General features: G+C 70.5%; 12 protein-coding genes and 1 pseudogene. 11 read left to right on the forward strand and 2 right to left on the reverse strand.

Going from position 1 to position 16,629, the window contains the following annotated elements; translation table 11 throughout:
• Window positions 1-9: 9 nt before the first annotated feature.
• From C1I98_RS04925 to C1I98_RS04940, 4 genes are all read left to right on the forward strand, one after another.
• Window positions 10-1,239: an AAA family ATPase gene (locus tag C1I98_RS04925; protein WP_111165870.1), complete on the forward strand. Its 1,230-nt coding sequence runs from the start codon at window positions 10-12 to the stop codon at window positions 1,237-1,239.
• Window positions 1,236-1,889 carry a DUF4276 family protein gene (locus tag C1I98_RS04930; RefSeq protein WP_111165871.1) on the forward strand — a complete coding sequence of 218 codons (654 nt, stop codon included), beginning with the start codon at window positions 1,236-1,238 and terminating at the stop codon, window positions 1,887-1,889. The genes C1I98_RS04925 and C1I98_RS04930 overlap by 4 nt, the downstream gene beginning before the upstream one ends.
• 35 nt (window positions 1,890-1,924) lie before the next feature.
• Window positions 1,925-3,430 carry an Asp-tRNA(Asn)/Glu-tRNA(Gln) amidotransferase subunit GatB gene (gatB, locus tag C1I98_RS04935; protein ID WP_111165881.1) on the forward strand — a complete coding sequence of 502 codons (1,506 nt, stop codon included), beginning with the start codon at window positions 1,925-1,927 and terminating at the stop codon, window positions 3,428-3,430.
• A gap of 520 nt (window positions 3,431-3,950) precedes the next feature.
• Window positions 3,951-5,825 carry a VanW family protein gene (locus C1I98_RS04940; protein WP_146607290.1) on the forward strand — a complete coding sequence of 625 codons (1,875 nt, stop codon included), beginning with the start codon at window positions 3,951-3,953 and terminating at the stop codon, window positions 5,823-5,825.
• A 14-nt stretch (window positions 5,826-5,839) separates the two neighbouring features.
• On the opposite strand, the gene C1I98_RS04945 is transcribed toward C1I98_RS04940, so the two are convergent.
• Complete coding sequence (locus C1I98_RS04945) at window positions 5,840-6,973, reverse strand: PQQ-dependent sugar dehydrogenase (protein WP_111165873.1); 1,134 nt, start codon at window positions 6,971-6,973, stop codon at window positions 5,840-5,842.
• Window positions 6,974-7,293: 320 nt separating this feature from the next.
• On the opposite strand from C1I98_RS04945, the gene C1I98_RS04950 reads away from it, so the two are divergent.
• The 7 genes and pseudogenes from C1I98_RS04950 to ilvC all read left to right on the forward strand — a co-directional run bounded on the left by C1I98_RS04950 (window position 7,294) and on the right by ilvC (window position 16,145).
• Entirely contained in the window at window positions 7,294-7,857 is a 564-nt protein-coding gene (locus C1I98_RS04950; RefSeq protein ID WP_199536729.1) for a TipAS antibiotic-recognition domain-containing protein, read from the forward strand.
• 63 nt (window positions 7,858-7,920) lie between these two features.
• Entirely contained in the window at window positions 7,921-8,493 is a 573-nt protein-coding gene (locus C1I98_RS04955; RefSeq protein ID WP_111165874.1) for a DUF421 domain-containing protein, read from the forward strand.
• An 80-nt stretch (window positions 8,494-8,573) separates the two neighbouring features.
• On the forward strand, window positions 8,574-9,509 hold the full coding sequence (locus C1I98_RS04960) for a 2-hydroxyacid dehydrogenase (protein ID WP_111165875.1): 936 nt from the start codon (window positions 8,574-8,576) through the stop codon (window positions 9,507-9,509).
• 401 nt (window positions 9,510-9,910) lie between these two features.
• Window positions 9,911-12,601 carry a putative bifunctional diguanylate cyclase/phosphodiesterase gene (locus C1I98_RS04965; RefSeq protein ID WP_111165876.1) on the forward strand — a complete coding sequence of 897 codons (2,691 nt, stop codon included), beginning with the start codon at window positions 9,911-9,913 and terminating at the stop codon, window positions 12,599-12,601.
• Between the two features lie 232 nt (window positions 12,602-12,833).
• Window positions 12,834-14,585: pseudogene (locus tag C1I98_RS04970) on the forward strand (acetolactate synthase large subunit); the annotation flags it as partial.
• 4 nt (window positions 14,586-14,589) lie between these two features.
• On the forward strand, window positions 14,590-15,114 hold the full coding sequence (gene ilvN / locus C1I98_RS04975) for an acetolactate synthase small subunit (protein ID WP_111165878.1): 525 nt from the start codon (window positions 14,590-14,592) through the stop codon (window positions 15,112-15,114).
• A gap of 44 nt (window positions 15,115-15,158) precedes the next feature.
• Entirely contained in the window at window positions 15,159-16,145 is a 987-nt protein-coding gene (gene ilvC, locus C1I98_RS04980) for a ketol-acid reductoisomerase (RefSeq protein ID WP_111165882.1), read from the forward strand.
• A 49-nt stretch (window positions 16,146-16,194) separates the two neighbouring features.
• On the opposite strand, the gene C1I98_RS04985 is transcribed toward ilvC, so the two are convergent.
• On the reverse strand, window positions 16,195-16,629 hold a 435-nt coding region (locus C1I98_RS04985; protein WP_233507173.1), incomplete at its 5' end, for a CAP domain-containing protein.

The raw sequence follows: 16,629 nt of genomic DNA on the forward strand, positions 1-16,629 counted from the left end.
AACGGTGGCATGATCACCCGCATCGAGATCGACGGCTTCAAGTCCTTCGCCGACTTCAGCATCGATCTGCCGCCGTTCCTCGCCGTCATCGGCACCAACGCCAGCGGCAAATCCAACCTGTTCGACGCGCTGCGCTTCCTGTCAGCGTTGTCCCGCGGCAGCGTCTTCGACGCCGTTGACGCGGTTCGGGGGGATGCGATCGGCCTGTTCCGGCAGCTCGGCGACGGCTCCCGGGTGGACACGATGACATTCGGCGTCGAGTGCGTGGTGGACCCACGGCTTTGGGACGTGCCCGAGGGGGAGTGGCCCGGCTCCCGGTGGCGTTATGACGTCACGGTCCGGCTCATCGAGAACGGGATCAGGACCGTGGGATCGTTCTCTCCACTGGGCGAGTCGGCCGACCGCTGGGCGGAGTCGATCAACGCCGATCCCGCCTGGTCGGCGAATTACATCAGCTATATGGACCAGGCGAAATGGAGGTCTCTGCCCGACGACAAGGCCTTGTTCCACGGCGTCGAGACCACTCTCGCCGCGATCGACGCCTTCCAACTGGAGGACACGGCGCTCCGGCGGGTCAGTCCCATGCCCGCGCGGCCCGACCTTCAGCCGAATGGCGGTGGGCTGCCCGCCTACCTGGAGTTCCTACGGCGGGCGAGTGCCACCGCCGAGGAGCCGCAGGGGGTGCTGGCCGAGATCAAGGCCGATCTGGTGCGGATCGTGCGGGAGGTCGTGTCGTTCGACGTGATCGAGGACATCGAACGGCGTGACCTGCGGATCGTGTTCGAGGGCCGGGACACCCCGAGGTTCGGGGCGGAGGTGGCCTCCGATGGCACGTTGCGGGTGCTGGCGCTGCTGGCCGTGCTCAACGACCCGCACAAGTCCGGGATGCTCGCCGTGGAGGAGCCTGAGAACGGCGTGTTCCCCGAGCGGCTGCGCGAGCTGCTGACCACCATGCGCCGCCTGGTCAGCGATCCGGCTCACGACGATCCCGACTGGCCGCTCAAGCAGGTGCTGATCACCAGCCATTCGCCGGTGGTTTTGGACACCGTCCCGCGTCGCGAGATCGTCTTCCTGGACAACGTGACCCGCATCCAGAACGGCGTGGCCTCGCGGGTCACCCAAGCGAGACGGCTGGTGGAGCCGGGGCAGCCCAACAAGATGCCGGGAGAGGAGCTTCCCCGGGTGACGGAGAGCGAACTCGACCGCTTCCGTGCCGGGAGGGAGTCGCTCTCCCCATGAGAAGCCTGCAGTCCGTGCTCGTGTGCGAAGGACGGACCGACGAGTGGCTGCTGCCGGTGCTGCTCCAGCGGGCCACGCACGCCATCTGCCTGGAGACCTTCCCCGGCGACGTGGAGGTCAGAGACGTCCGGGTGCTCCGCGCCGACCACCAGATCCCCGCGGAGATCGTGGCGGCGGTGCTGCGCGAGCGCGGGGCCTTCGACGTGCTGCTCTACCACCACGACGGGGCCCCGAGGCGTACGGCGGAGCAGAAGATCGCCGAGGTGCGCGCGGCACTGGACAAGGCCGGGGTGACCGAGGACTGCGTGTCCGTGGTGCCGGTACGCGAGACCGAGGTCTGGATCCTCGCCGACCCGCGTACGCTGGCCATGGCGCTGTCCGTGCCCGAGGACAGGGTCAGGGCACTGGTCCCGGCGCAGGCCACGCAGGCCGAGGGGGTGCCCGACCCCAAGGCGGTGCTGGGCCAGGTGATGCGGTCGCTGGTCAGGCGTCATCGCAGAGTGCGGCCGGACGGCGACGATGTGGAGCGATACTTCAGTGAGATCGCGGAGAATCTGAACATACCGCTGCTGCGGGAGGTTCCCGCGTTCGGCGACTGGTGGAACGAGATGGTGCGCGCGCTGGATCGGCTGGGCTTCCGGTACGGCTGACGACCAGGGATATGTGAGAAGTGGTGGGAGAGCTGATGAGCACTGAGACACTCATGGCCTACGACGAGGCGCTTGAGCGCTTCGAGCCCGTGCTGGGCATGGAGGTCCATGTCGAGCTGGGGACGGCGTCGAAGATGTTCTGCGGGTGCAGGGCGGAGTTCGGGGGGGCGCCGAACACGCAGGTGTGTCCGGTGTGTTTGGCGTTGCCGGGGTCGTTGCCGGTGGCCAACGAGAAGGCGATCGAGTCGACGATCAGGATCGGGCTGGCTCTGAACTGCTCGATCGCGTCGTGGTGCAGGTTCGCGCGGAAGAACTACTTCTACCCGGACATGCCGAAGAACTACCAGATCAGCCAGTACGACGAGCCGCTGTGCACCGACGGGTACCTCGATGTCGAGGTGGACGGGCGCATCGTCAGGGTCGAGATCGAGCGGGTGCACCTGGAGGAGGACACCGGGAAGTCCACCCATGTGGGCGGGGCGACCGGGCGGATCCAGGGGGCCGACCACTCGATCGTCGACTACAACCGTGCGGGCATCCCGCTGGTGGAGATCGTGACCAGGCCGATCGAGGGCACCGACCGGCTCGCGCCGGAGATCGCCAGGGCGTACGTCGCGGAGCTGCGTGAGCTGATGCGCGCGCTCGGGGTGTCCGACGTGCGGATGGAGGAGGGGTCGCTGCGCTGTGACGTCAACGTCTCGCTGATGCCGCGCGGCACGTCCACCTGGGGCACCCGTACCGAGACCAAGAACGTCAACTCGCTGCGCAGCGTGGAGCGGGCGGTCCGGCACGAGATCGAGCGGCAGGGCGCGATCCTCGCCGACGGCGGCCGGATCATCCAGGAGACGCGGCACTTCCACGAGGACACCGGCGCCACGACCGCCGGGCGGTCCAAGGAAGAGGCCCAGGACTACCGCTACTTCCCCGAGCCCGACCTGGTGCCGATCGCCCCCGACCCGGAGTGGGTGGAGAGCCTGCGGTCCGGGCTGCCGGAGCTGCCCCGGGTGCGCCGCGGGCGGTTGCAGGAGGAGTGGGGCGCGTCCGACCTGGACATGCGCTCGATGCACAACGCCGACGCGATCGACCTGGTGGAGGCGACCGTCGCCGCCGGGGCCGCGCCCGCCGACGCGCGGAAGTGGTGGATGGGCGAGCTGGCCAGGCGGGCCAACGAGGCCGGTTCCGCACTGGTCGAGCTGGCGATCACGCCGGTGCAGGTGGCCCGGGTGTGCGCGATGGTGGCCGAGGGCGCGGTCAACGACAAGCTGGCCAGGCAGGTGCTGGAAGGCGTACTGGCCGGCGAGGGCGGCCCCGACGAGGTCGTGGAGCGGCGTGGCCTGCGCGTCGTGAGCGACGAGGGCGAGCTGTCGGCGATCATCGACCAGGTCATCGCGGACAACGCGGCGGCGGCCGACAAGGTGCGCGGCGGCAAGGTCGCCGCGGTCGGCGCGCTGGTCGGCGGGGTGATGAAGGCCAGCAGGGGCAAGGCCGACGCGGGCCGGGCCCGCGAGCTGATCCTGGCCAAGCTCGGCGTCTCCGAGTGAGCGAGGCCCCCGCAGAGGGTCGGGCGCGCGTTCCTTAGCACGCGGAAAGAACCGTGTTCATCGGGCTTTCCCGGGTGAGCGCGCGCCGCTACCTTGAATACCTGTGCGTCACAGGACCAGCCCGACTCCCTGCCAAATCGCAGGACCGCTCGGCACCGCCGGACCTCGATGTGCAATGTCTTCTTTCTGCGACATCAGATCACGGCCGTGCCGTAGGGTTGCGTGAGGAGAGGCCACGAAGCGAGAGGACGGAGGCGTGCGGAACGCCGGAGCGTCGATAGACCCGCCGACGGACCCGTTCGCTGCGATACCCCTGCCCGCTCCGCCGGAGTCCGGCGGCAAGGCCGGAAAACGCGGAAAGCCCGGGGCCGCGGAGCAGCGTTCCGAAGCGTCCGACCCGGACGGTGACGGCGACAGAAAACTGCCGCCAGGGGTTTCTCCCGACATTTTCGGCGGATTGGATTCACCATCGGAAAATGCCGGTGGCTCCGATTCCGCGGCCGGTACCAAGCTGCCCCCGGTGCCGTTGCCGCCGCAGCCCTGGCCCACCTCCGGCCCGCCGGAGCGGCGTCATCCGGTTCCGTTGTCCGCGCCGCTGTCGGCACCGGTCTCCGGGGCGATGGAGGGCGATCACACGTTCAGCGGTGGCGCTCCCGTGCAGATCCAGGTGCCCGACCCGCCGCCGCGCCGCCGCGGGCGCGGCACGCTCGTCACGGTCATGTGCGTGCTGATCGTCCTGGCCCTGGCCTATACCCTGCCCGCGGTGTACATGTCGGGCGCCATCCTGCCCGGCACCACCGTGCGGGGCGTCGATCTCGGCGGGCTGACCGTCACCCAGGCGGCCGAGCGGTTGCGCGAGCGGCTCGACGAGCGCAGCAGGGAGGAGATCACCGTACGGGCGCTGAGCGTGCCGTACGAGATCAAGCCGGAGCGCGCCGGGCTGGAGCTCGACGTGGTGGGCACCATCGAGCACGCCCCCAGCGGGTTCCCCGATCCGATCGAGGTGTGGCGCGGGCTGACCGGCACCACCGTGCTCGAACCCAAGATCACAGTGGACTCCGCCCGGCTGTCGGAGGCCGTTGACGACCTGGCCAAGAAGATCGACCGGCCGGTGCGCGAGGGCGAGATCCGCTACAGCGGCGTCCGGCCGCGGATCGTCGAGCCGCGTGACGGCGCCGCGCTGCAGCGGGCCGCCGCCGCCGAGTTGATCAAGGGCGCCTACCTGTCGGAGGCGAGCGGCCCCGTCCAGCTTCCGGTCACCGTGGTGCGGCCCAAGGTCGCCAAGAAGGAGTTCAAGGCGGCGGCGGCGATGGCCCGGGCTGCGGTCGCCGCGCCGATCGTGCTCAGCACGGGCGTCGGGCGCGCTCGGCTGACGCCGTCCGTGCTGGCCGCCAACCTCACCTTCGAGCCGGGCGAGAGCGGCGGGCTCGACCCGGTCTTCGACGCCAAGGCGGCGCTGGCCGCGGTGGAAAGCCGCCTGGTGGACCCGGCCAAGGCCCCCGTCGAGGCCGGTTACGACATCGTCAACGGCAAGCCGAAGCTGACCCCCGGCAAGCCCGGCCTCGGCGTCGATGCCGACAAGCTGGCCGCGGCGGTGGAGAAGGTCGTCGAGGAGGGCGGGAGCCGGACGATCCGGGTGTCGCTCGTCGAGGTCGAGCCGAGGGTGGGCGCGGCCGAGGTGCGCAAGCTGGGCATCAAGGAGAAGATCAGCGAGTTCACCACCCAGCACCCCTGCTGCGCTCCCCGGGTGACCAACATCCACGCGATCGCCGACATCCTGGACGGGCACCTGGTCAAGCCTGGGGAGACGTTCTCACTCAACGAGATCGTCGGGCGGCGCGACACGGCGCGCGGTTTCGTCCCGGCCCCGCAGATCACCGCGGGCCGCCTGGTGAACGAGGTGGGCGGTGGCATCTCCCAGTTCGTCACGACGATGTACAACGCCGTGTTCTTCGCGGGCCTGAAGGACGTGAAGCACACGCCGCACGAGTTCTACATCTCCCGGTATCCGGCGGGCCGGGAGTCCACGGTGTCCTTCCCGCAACCGGACTTCCAGTGGCAGAACGACTCCGGCCACGGGGTGCTGATCAAGACCAGTTATACCTCGACGTCGATCACGGTGTCGTTCTGGGGGACCAAACGGTACGACACCATCAAGGCGGTGGCCACCGAGCCGCACAGTTTCACCGACTTCACCCGTGAGACCGACGACAAGCCGGACTGCATTCCGATGACCGGGCAGCGCGGGTTCACCATCGAGGTCACCCGGGTCTTCTTCAACGACGGGAAAGAGATCAGGCGCGACTCGCCGATCCGCACGGTGTACCGCCCGGAGACCGACCTGACCTGCGGGCCCGCCCCCACCGCGTCCCCGAAGCCGAGCGGCGGGAGCTGAGCCGGGCCCTCGCGTCAGCCGGCGGGGACGACGAGAACGCGGTCGTCGTCGGCAGCGGGGGAGCCGCGGCCGTCCTTGTTGCTGGTGGCCACCCACAGTGAGCCGTCGGGGGCGGCGGCGACCGCGCGCAGCCGGCCGTACTCCTCGCGGAAGTGGGCCACCGGCGTGCCCACCGCGCCCTCGCCGGACACCGGCACCTGCCACAGCCGCGCGCCGCGCAGCGCGCCCGCCCACAGCGAGCCGCCCGCGTACGCGAGCCCGGACGGCGAAGCCTCGCCGGTGGACCAGGTCAGCAGTGGGTCCACGAACCGGCCGCCGCCGCCCACGCCCTCGACCTCGGGCCACCCGTAGTTCTGTCCTTCGCGGATGAGGTTGACCTCGTCGAAGGTGTCGGCCCCGAACTCGGTCGCGAACAGCCGCCCGGCCGGGTCCCAGGCGAGGCCCTGCACGTTGCGGTGGCCGTAGCTCCACACCAGGGAGCCGTCGAACGGGTTGCCCGGCGCGGGCTTGCCGTCCACGGTCATCCGCAGTATCTTCCCGGCCAGGGAGCCGCGGTCCTGGGCGAGCGGCCGGTCGCCGACCTCCCCGGTCGTGGCGTAAAGCCGCCGGTCTGGGCCGAAGGCCAGCCGGCCGCCATTGTGAATGGCGCCCTTGGGAATGCCGGAGAGAATGACCCGGGCGTCGGAAAGCCCATTGCCGGTGAGCCGGTAACGCACGATCCGGTTGTCGTCATCGGCGGTGAAGTAGAGAAAGATGTAATTGTCATCGGCGTGGTCCGGTGAAACCGCGACGCCCATCAGGCCGCCCTCGCCCGCCGGGGAAACGCCCTCGATCGTGCCGAGCGGCGTGACCTTCCCCTGCGGGGTCACCCGGAGCAGGCGCGCCGAATCCCGTTCGGTCACCAGCGCGTCGCCATTCGGCAAAAAGGCGATGGCCCACGGCGCCGCCAGCCCCTTGACCAGGGTCCGCGCTTCCGCCACCCGCATGTCGCCACTGGGAGGACTGGCCGGCGGGCTGGTCACGGGGCTTTCCGTGGGGGCCGGACTCGGCGTCCGCCCGGCCCCGACCCCCGTCTCCGGCGCGGCCGAACACGCCCCGAGCAGCACCGCCGCCGTTACGGCCACCGCCGCCGGTATGCCGATCCTCATCGGGCACCTCCTCATCAAATCGCCTCTTCCCACCTCGCGCCAGCTTCCCACCCGGCACCGCACGGCCGCGTAAATCCGCGTCCGGCGCCATGAGTCCGCAGGCAGACCTGGATAAAGGCCGGTGTTGACCCTTCCGTTACGGCAACGGCTACGGTCGAAACCAAGCGGATCGGAAAACGGATCGGAAAAGCGGGGCTGCGAGATGGCTTGATCGATCGCCGAAGTGGCGCGGATGCCGGGGTGACGGCGCGTACTCTACGCCATTACCACGAAATCGGGCTCCTGATCCCCGCCAGCATCGGGGCCAACGGCGGGCGATCGTGGACCGGCACACCGACCCGGTGGTGGCGCTGCGCGAGCACCACGAACGGCTGCTCACCGAACGCGACCGGCTCGACTCGGTGATCGCGAGCGTCGCCGGCACCATTGCCGAACTCCGGCACGACAAGGAGATGGGGACCATGCGGAAGATCAACCAGCCGGAGAACCTGTTCGCGGGATTCGACCCGGAGAGCTACCGCGACGAGGCCGCCCGGCAGTACGGCGAGCAGTGGGAGAACGCCGGGCAGCTCCGGCTGATCGAGTCGTCCTCGCCCGAGGAGCTCGAGCGCATGCAGCGGGAGGCCACCGCCGCGCTGGTCCGGATGGCCGGGCTGATGGAGGCGGGCACGCCGGTGGACGATCCGGCGGTGTTCACCGAACTGGACGCCCACTATGCGCAGATGGCGAAGTTCTGGACGCCGAGCGCCGAGGAGTACGCCTCCTTCGGCGCGATGCAGGCGGAGGACGAGCGGTTCCGCGCCGAGTACGAGCGCGTCGCCGCCGGGCTCGCCGAGTTCATGCGCGACGCCATGGCGGCCTACGCCGCCGCGCGACTGAGCTGAGCCGCGCCCGCGACGGGTAGGCACACCACAAGGGGTCCAGGTCGCCCCTGGAGGAGTCCGGCGATGTGGCACGACATGCTCGCCAGCGGCATTCCGCTGGCGGAGAAGGCGATCCGCACGGTCGCGGTCTACCTCTGCATCGTCGTCCTGCTGCGGGTCATCGGCAGGCGGGACCTGGCCCAGCTCAACACCCTCGACCTGGTCGTGATGCTGCTGCTGTCCAACGTGGTGCAGAACGCGATCATCGGTGACGACGACTCCGTCACCGGCGCGATCTTCGGCGCCGTGGTGCTGCTCGGCACCAACACCGTGCTGGCGCGGGCCGCGGCCAGATGGGGGCGGGCCGGGCGGCTGCTCGAAGGCAGGGACACGGTCCTGGCCGAGGACGGCCGCTACGACATCGCGACCATCAGGCGGCTCGGGTTGCGGCTCGCCGACCTGGAGATGGCGATCAGGAGGCAGGGCGGTGGGAGCGTCGGGGACACCGCCAAGGTGACGCTGGAGCCGGGCGGCACGGTGGTCGTCCGGCTGCGCCCCGAGGAGGAGGGCGCCTCGGTCGGGGACCTCGCCGAACTCACCGCCCGCCTGGACCGCATCGAACACACCCTCCGCTCCCTGGCCGCCCGCCCGCGATGACCCCACGCGGGTCGTGGCACCCGAAAGATGCTCAGGTTTTCCGGCTCCCCGGCCCCGGCCGCCCGGCTATGGTGTGCCTCATGATGATCTGGGTGCCATCGGGGGACATCGCCGAGGCTTTGGCGGATCTCCCAGGGGTGCGGTGCGCGGTCTACGACGGCCGCACGCCGCTTCCCCCCGGAGCGGAAGACGTGGAAGTGCTCGTCCCCCCACTGATGCCGTTGAACGACGTCCCGGGCACCTTCGCCGTCATGCCCAAGCTGCGCCTGGTCCAGACCGTCACGGCCGGGGTCGAGCCGTACCGGCCGCACCTGCCCGAGGGCGTGGTGCTCTGCAACGCCCGCGGCGTGCACGACGCCGGGACGGCGGAGTGGGCGGTCGGGGCGATGCTGGCGGTGCTGCGGGAGTTCCCCGGGTTCGCGGTGGCGCAGCGGGCCGGCGAGTGGACGTACCACCACACCGGCGTGCTGGCCGACTCGACCGTGCTGATCGTCGGCTACGGGTCCATCGGGGCCGCCCTGGAGCGGCGGCTGGCCGGTTTCGAGGTGGACGTCGTACGGGTGGCCCGCGCCCGCCGCGAAGTCGAGGGACCCGACGGCAGGCCCGTGCTCGTCCACGGCGAGGACGAACTCCCCGACCTGCTGCCCCGGGCCGACGTCGTCGTACTGCTCATGCCCGCCACCCCCGCCACCGCCGGGATGGTGGACGCCGCCTTCCTGGCCCGGATGCGCGACGGCGCACTTGTGGTCAACGCGGCCAGGGGCACCGTGGTGGACACCGCGGCCTTGCTGGCCGAGCTGAAATCGGGCCGCCTGCTGGCCGCCCTCGACGTGACCGAACCGGAGCCGCTGCCGCGCGGGCATCCGCTGTGGAGCGCGCCCGGAGTGTTCATCACCCCGCACATCGCGGGCAGCACGCCCGCCTCCGGGCGGCGGGTGAGGAAACTCATACGCGCTCAGGTCGCCCGTCACCTGGCCGGGGAACCGCTGGTCAACGTCATCACAGGTGCCTACTGAGCCCCTGAGACACGCCGCGGCCCGGTGTGCGGGCACGGTCGCCGGACAATGGAATCCTGACCGTGGCTGCCTTGTGACCTGCGATGCGTACCTTGGCCTTGAAAGTCAGTAAGCGCCGTTGTGAAGCCGCACCGGCGTCTCACGCGACGCAGGCCGGGCGCTGCCGGGCACATCGGCACGCACCGGCCGCCGGGCCGGGCCCGCCATCGGATCGGTGGCGACCGGGCCAGGCTGGTTATCAGATCGGTGACAACTGAACCGTTGCCGTACCCCGCGTCGGCGGAAGCGCACAGACTGTCGATGAGTTGTCGTGGCGTGTCCGACGGCGAACACACCGCGACCGGCCGGGCGAGCCGGCCAGAGCCGGCCAGGCACGGGCCGGCCACACTCCAAGACACCGGATGGGCAGGAATTTGATCCGCTGGCGAGATCCACGGTTGCCGCTCACCGCCTCCGCGGCGGTGGGTGCGGCGGGGTTGGCGGCCGCGCTGATCGCCGGCGCGTCCGCGGTCGTCGCCGGCGCGGCGGCCGGCGCCCTCGCCGCGATGTGCGCCGTGGTGTCGCTGATCGTGGCGGGCGGGCGGATCACCCCGGGACGCCGCCGTACGACGCTGGCCTGGCGGTGGCTCGCCGCGGGCGGGCTGGCCTGGCTGATCGGCATCGGCCTGCGCCCGGTCGCCCAGGACGTCGCCTTCGCGATGGGTTTCGCTGATCTACCCGTTCTCGTGGGCACGGTGCTGCTCGCGGGCGGCGCGTGGCTGACCGCGGCGTCGCGCCCGCAGGGGCAGGCGCTGGTCCGGTACGTCACCGACGCCTACCTGTGCGCCGCGTCCCTGTTCGTGATCAGTTGGGTGGCCGTGCTCGGCCCGGTCTACCAGGAGATCGGCGACTCCTCGGCGTTCGTCGTACCGCTGCTGTCGCCGATCCTGTGCCTGGTGACCACGTGCGCGGTGGGGCCCGCGGTGGTCGCGGCCCGCGCGCCCGGCTGGGCGGTCGGGCTGGCCGGGCTGGCCGTGCTCGCCGCGATCACCGCGGGCGAGCTGGCCACCGCGGTCGCCCGGCTGGCCGGCGACGACGGCATTCCGTGGGCTCTGTGGCTGGCCCCCGCCGGGTTCCTGCTGCTGGCCGCGACGCCATGGTGCCGCCGCCGCACGCCGTCGCCCGGCGACGAGCGGACCGACGACGGCGACGACGGCGTCCGCGCCACCACCGGCCCGGTGGTGGCCGGGCTGATCGCCGGGGCCCCGCTGGCGCTGGTCGCGCTGGCCACCGGTTTCGTGCTGTCCGACGTGATCCGCGGCGGGGCGACCGCCCCGGTGCCGATGATCTCCGCGGTCATCGCCTCGGTGGTGCTGGTCATGCTGGTCCGGCTGTTCGTGCTGCTGGCCGAGGGCGCGCGGCTGCGCCGTCTGGTCGCGCTGGGCGACCGCCAGTTGCGCGAGCTGGCCGCGAGCACCGGCGACATCGTGCTGCTGTGCGACCACGAGGGCGTGCTGCACGAGGTCTGCGACGAGGTCGAGAGCGTGTACGGCTACCGCCCCGGCGACCTGGTCGGCGGCTCGATCTTCGACTACATCCACCCCGAGGACGTCCCTGGCCTGCGCACCGCGCTGCACGACATGGACCTCGACGACGACGCCCCCGAACAGGGCACCACCTGCGTGATCGCCTGCCGGGTCCGCGCGGCCGACGGCACCTGGCGGCCGACGGAGGCCGTCGCCACCCGCCACCTGCGCGGCGAGGACCTGCTGCTGATCAGCGCCCGCGACATCACCGACCAGGAGGCGCTGCGCAACCAGGTCGCGCACCTGACCTTCCACGACGGCGTGACCGGGCTGCCCAACCGGGCCTACTTCGAAGAGCGCACCCGCGAGGTGCTGGCCGGCCGGGCGGCCGGCTGCTCGGTGATCTTCCTGGATCTCGACGGCTTCACCGCGGTCAACGACTCGGTGGGGCACGCCAGCGGCGACTACCTGCTCGCGCAGGCCGCGCGTCGGCTGCGCTCGGCCGTACGCTCCGACGACACGCTGGCCCGCTGGGGCGGCGACGAGTTCGCGGTGCTCGTCGAGTCGCCGATCGAGGCCAAGGCGGTGGTGGACCTCGCCGAACGGCTGGTGCGGGCGGTGTCGCAGGAGCCGTTCCGGGTGGCCGACCGCGACATCGCGCTGACCGCGAGCGTGGGGGTGGCCTTCGCCGAGGACGGCGTACCGGCCGGCGACCTGATCCGCAACGCCGACGTGGCGATGGCCAGGTCCAAGGAGCAGGGCGGGCGACGGGTCGAGGTGTTCGCCGCGCACATGCACGCCGACGTGGTCCGCCGCCTGGAGCTGGCCGCCGACCTGCAACGGGCGCTGCTGGACCGGCAGTTCGCGGTGGAGTTCCAGCCGATCGTGGACCTCGCGACCTCCCGGGTGACCGCGGTCGAGGCGCTGGTCCGCTGGTGGCGGGGCAGCGCGTTCGTCCCGCCGCACGAGTTCCTGGGCCCGGCCGAGGACACCGGGCTGATCGTGCCGCTCAGCGAGTGGATACTGCGCGAGTCGTGCCGCGAGGTGGCCGCCTGGCGGGCCTCGTCCTGGGACATCGGCCTGTCAGTGAACCTCTCCGCGCGCCAGATCACCGCGCCGCGCTTCGTGGAGACCGTCGCCGAGGCGCTGGCCGAGAGCGGGCTGCCGCCGAGCGCGCTGACCCTTGAGGTCATCGAGGAGATGCTGGTGGAGGACGCCGAGGAGACCATCACCCGGCTGTCGGAGCTGCGCAACCTCGGCGTACGGCTGGCCATCGACGACTTCGGCACCGGCTACGCCTCGCTGGCGTTCCTGCGCCAGCTCCCGGTGGACATGATCAAGATCGACCCGTCGTTCGTGTCCGGGCTCGGCCGCGACGAGACGCTGAGCCTGCTGACCCGCACGATCGTGCGGCTCGGCCACGACCTCGGCCTGATCGTGGTCGCCGAAGGCATCGAGCGGCCCGAGCAACTGGAGCTGCTGCGCGAGATGGGCTGCACCCGCGGGCAGGGCTATCTGGTGGCCCGGCCGATGGCCGCCCGGGGCGTCGACACGCTGATGCGCACCAGCCTGCAGAGCACCGCCTGAAACACCGATCTCGAATCCTGAGACAACCGTCCCAGTAAGTTGACATTCTGGCCGCTGGAGCGGCTATGGTAGATGCCATGCTCCGCAGGGACATTCTCGTAGTACTTCGCTGGCGCGCAGGCCACTAGCGAAGCACTTCGACCTGCGCGCCGCCCCAGCGCCGCCGACTTCGGCGGGCGGGGCGTTTTTTATGTGACGAGACAGCTCATGCCCGCTCAGCCACGCAAGGAACGAGCCGATGACCGAACGGATGACAGGTGCGCAGGCACTCGTGAGAGCGCTGGAGCACGTCGGGGTCGACACGGTGTTCGGGATCCCTGGCGGCGCGGTCCTCCCCGCCTACGATCCACTCTACGACTCGACCAAGGTCCGGCATGTGCTCGTGCGTCACGAGCAGGGCGCCGGGCACGCGGCCGAGGGATACGCGCAGGCGACCGGCAAGGTCGGCGTCTGCATGGCGACGAGTGGACCGGGGGCGACGAACCTGGTCACGCCGATCGCCGACGCGTACATGGACTCAGTGCCGATCGTGGCGATCACCGGCCAGGTGGCCGCGCCGCTGATCGGTACCGACGCCTTCCAGGAAGCCGACATCTCCGGCATCACCATGCCGATCACCAAGCACAACTTCCTGGTCACCGAGGCCGGTGACATCGCCCGCACGATCGCCGAGGCGTTCCACATCGCCTCCACCGGCCGCCCCGGGCCTGTCCTCGTGGACGTCTCCAAGGACGCGCTCCAGGCCATGACGTCCTTCTCCTGGCCGCCGACGCTGCAACTGCCGGGCTATCGGCCGGTGACCCGGCCGCACTCCAAGCAGATCCGCGAGGCCGCCCGGCTGATGGCCGAGTCCAAGCGCCCGGTCCTCTACGTCGGCGGCGGCGTCCACAAGGCGCGCGCGGCGGCAGAGCTGCTCCGGCTGGCCGAGCTGACCGGCATCCCGGTCATCACCACGCTGATGGCCAGGGGCACCTTCCCCGACAGCCACCCCCAGCACCTCGGCATGCCCGGCATGCACGGCAGCGTGGCGGCGGTGGGATCGCTCCAGCGCAGCGACCTGGTCATCGCCCTGGGCACCCGCTTCGACGACCGGGTGACCGGCCGGCTGGACAGCTTCGCCCCGCACGCCAAGATCGTCCATGCCGACATCGACCCGGCGGAGATCTCCAAGAACCGGCACGCCGACGTCCCGATCGTGGGCGACTGCCGCGAGGTGATCACCGAGCTGATCAACGCCGTGGAGAACGAGCACCGCGAGGGCCGCCGAGGCGACTACAGCGCCTGGTGGACACAGCTCAACGGCTACAAGACGACCTACGCCCTCGGCTATGACGAGCCGGGCGAGGGTGAGCTGGCCCCGCAGTACGTCATGGAACGGCTGAGCGCGCTGGTCGGCCCGGACGCCTACTACGTCGCGGGCGTCGGCCAGCACCAGATGTGGGCCGCGCAGTTCATCGGCTACGAAAAGCCCGGATCGTTCATCAACTCCGGGGGCGCGGGCACGATGGGCTTCGCCGTCCCGGCCGCGATGGGCGCCAAGATGGGCCGCCCGGACTCCGCCGTGTGGGCCGTCGACGGCGACGGCTGTTTCCAGATGACCAATCAGGAGCTCGCCACCTGCGCCCTGGAGGGCGTGCCGATCAAGGTCGCCGTGATCAACAACGGCAACCTCGGCATGGTCCGCCAGTGGCAGACGCTGTTCTACAACCAGCGCTACTCCAACACGAACCTGCAGGCCGTCAAGCGGATTCCGGACTTCGTGAAGCTCGCGGAGGCGTACGGTTGTGTCGGCCTGCGCTGTGAGCGGGCCGAGGACGTCGACGCCACCATCAAGAAGGCGATGGAGATCAACGACGTGCCCGTCGTGATCGACTTCGTGGTGCACGAGGACGCCATGGTCTGGCCCATGGTGGCCGCGGGCACCAGCAACGACGACATTCAGGTGGCCCGGGACATGGCGCCCGTCTGGGACGCGGAGGAATAGCGATATGAGCAGGCACACGCTGTCGGTGCTCGTGGAGAACAAGCCCGGCGTGCTCGCCCGGGTCGCGGCCTTGTTCAGCAGGCGCGGGTTCAACATCGACTCGCTGGCCGTCGGCCCCACCGAACACGACGACATCTCCCGGATGACGATCGTGGTCAACGTGGAAGACCTCCCACTGGAGCAGGTGACCAAGCAGCTCAACAAGCTGGTCAACGTTCTCAAGATCGTTGAACTGGACACTTCCCTGTCGGTGCAGCGAGAGCTGATGCTCATCAAGGTCCGCGCGGACGGGGAGACCCGCTCGCACGTCCTTGAGCTGGTGCAACTCTTCCGCGCCCGGTGCGTGGACGTCGTGTCGGACGCGGTGACCATCGAGGTCACCGGCACGCCGGACAAGCTGGACGCGTTCATCCGGGTGCTGGAGCCGTTCGGGATCAAGGAACTCGTGCAGTCGGGCATGGTGGCCATCGGCCGCGGCGCCCGCTCCATCACCGACCGCTCCCTGCGCGCCCTGGACCGCAGCGCGTAGGGCCCTTCCGCAGAGAGTTAGGAAAGGTAAGAATTTTGACCGAGATCTTCTACGACGACCAGGCCGACCTGTCGATCGTCCAGGGCCGGCACGTCGCCGTCCTGGGCTACGGCAGCCAGGGCCACGCCCACGCGCTGTCGCTTCGCGACTCGGGCGTGGACGTGCGGGTGGGCCTGCCGGAGGGGTCCAAGAGCAGGGAGAAGGCCGAGAACGACGGCCTGCGGGTGCTCACGCCGGGCGAGGCGGCAGAGGAGGCCGACCTCATCATGATCCTGGCTCCCGACCACATCCAGCGCGCCCTGTACACCGAGCACGTCGCGCCCAACCTGGTCGAGGGCGACGCGCTGTTCTTCGGGCACGGCCTCAACATCCGCTACAACCTGATCACCCCGCCGGAGGGCGTGGACGTGGCCATGGTCGCCCCGAAGGGCCCGGGTCACCTGGTGCGCAGGCAGTTCGCCGCGGGCCGGGGCGTGCCCGTCCTGGTGGCGGTGGAGAAGGACGCCAGCGGCAACGCCTGGGACCTCGCGCTCTCCTACGCCAAGGGCATCGGCGGCACCCGCGCGGGCGCGCTGAAGACGACCTTCACCGAGGAGACCGAGACCGACCTGTTCGGTGAGCAGGCGGTGCTCTGCGGCGGCGTGTCCGAGCTGATCAAGTCGGGTTTCGAGACCCTGATCGAGGCCGGCTACCAGCCGGAGGTCGCCTACTTCGAGTGCCTGCACGAGATGAAGCTGATCGTCGACCTGATGTACGAGGGCGGCCTGTCCAAGATGTACTGGTCGGTGTCCGACACCGCCGAGTACGGCGGCTACACCCGCGGCCCGCGCGTGGTCAACGCCGAGACCAAGAAGGAGATGCAGCGCATCCTCGGCGAGATCCAGGACGGCACGTTCGCGCGTCAGCTCGTTGAGGAGTTCGACGGCGGGCAGCAGCAGTTCCGCAGGTTCCGCGAGGAACTGGCCGAGCACCCGATCGAGAAGACCGGGGCCGAGCTGCGCCCGATGATGAGCTGGCTCAAGGAGAAGTGACCGCTGCCCGAGCACGGCAGGCCGCCTGCCGTGCTCGGGGCATGCCGGGTCAGTGGCGGGCGAAGGTCTGCGTCCAGTACAGGCCGCGTGCGCCCTTGACCGCTCCGCTGCCGATGTGGGTGAAGGAGCAGTTCTCGATGTTGGCCCGGTGACCGGAGGAGTTCAGCCAGGTCTTGACCACGGAGGCCGGGGTGGGCTGGCCCATGGCGATGTTCTCGCCCCAGGCCCTGATCGGGGCGAAGCCGGCCGCCCTGATCCGGGCCCCGGGGTCCCTGCCGTCCTTGGACGTGTGCGAGAAGTAGTTCTTCTGCGCCATGTCTGCGGAGTGCCCGTGGGCGGCGGCGCGCAGCTTGGCGTCGTGCGTGAGGGGGGCGCAGCCCGCGCGCTTTCTGGCCTCGTTGGTCAGCCGGACGACCTCTTCTTCGATCCGCGTGCCCACCGAGCCTGCGGGCGGAGTGGGAGTGGGGGCGGGCTTGGTCCCGGG

It is taken from the genome of Spongiactinospora gelatinilytica (assembly GCF_003236385.1).
Taxonomy (GTDB): domain Bacteria; phylum Actinomycetota; class Actinomycetes; order Streptosporangiales; family Streptosporangiaceae; genus Spongiactinospora; species Spongiactinospora gelatinilytica.

Bases quoted from the DNA above. Each gene is read 5' to 3' on its own strand.
- C1I98_RS04925 (WP_111165870.1), top strand. From the start codon at position 10: ATGATCACCCGCATCGAGATCGACGGCTTCAAGTCCTTCGCCGACTTC.
- C1I98_RS04930 (WP_111165871.1), top strand. From the start codon at position 1,236: ATGAGAAGCCTGCAGTCCGTGCTCGTGTGCGAAGGACGGACCGACGAG.
- gatB (WP_111165881.1), top strand. From the start codon at position 1,925: ATGAGCACTGAGACACTCATGGCCTACGACGAGGCGCTTGAGCGCTTC.
- C1I98_RS04945 (WP_111165873.1), bottom strand. From the start codon at position 6,973: ATGAGGATCGGCATACCGGCGGCGGTGGCCGTAACGGCGGCGGTGCTG.
- C1I98_RS04955 (WP_111165874.1), top strand. From the start codon at position 7,921: ATGTGGCACGACATGCTCGCCAGCGGCATTCCGCTGGCGGAGAAGGCG.
- C1I98_RS04960 (WP_111165875.1), top strand. From the start codon at position 8,574: ATGATGATCTGGGTGCCATCGGGGGACATCGCCGAGGCTTTGGCGGAT.
- C1I98_RS04965 (WP_111165876.1), top strand. From the start codon at position 9,911: ATGGGCAGGAATTTGATCCGCTGGCGAGATCCACGGTTGCCGCTCACC.
- ilvN (WP_111165878.1), top strand. From the start codon at position 14,590: ATGAGCAGGCACACGCTGTCGGTGCTCGTGGAGAACAAGCCCGGCGTG.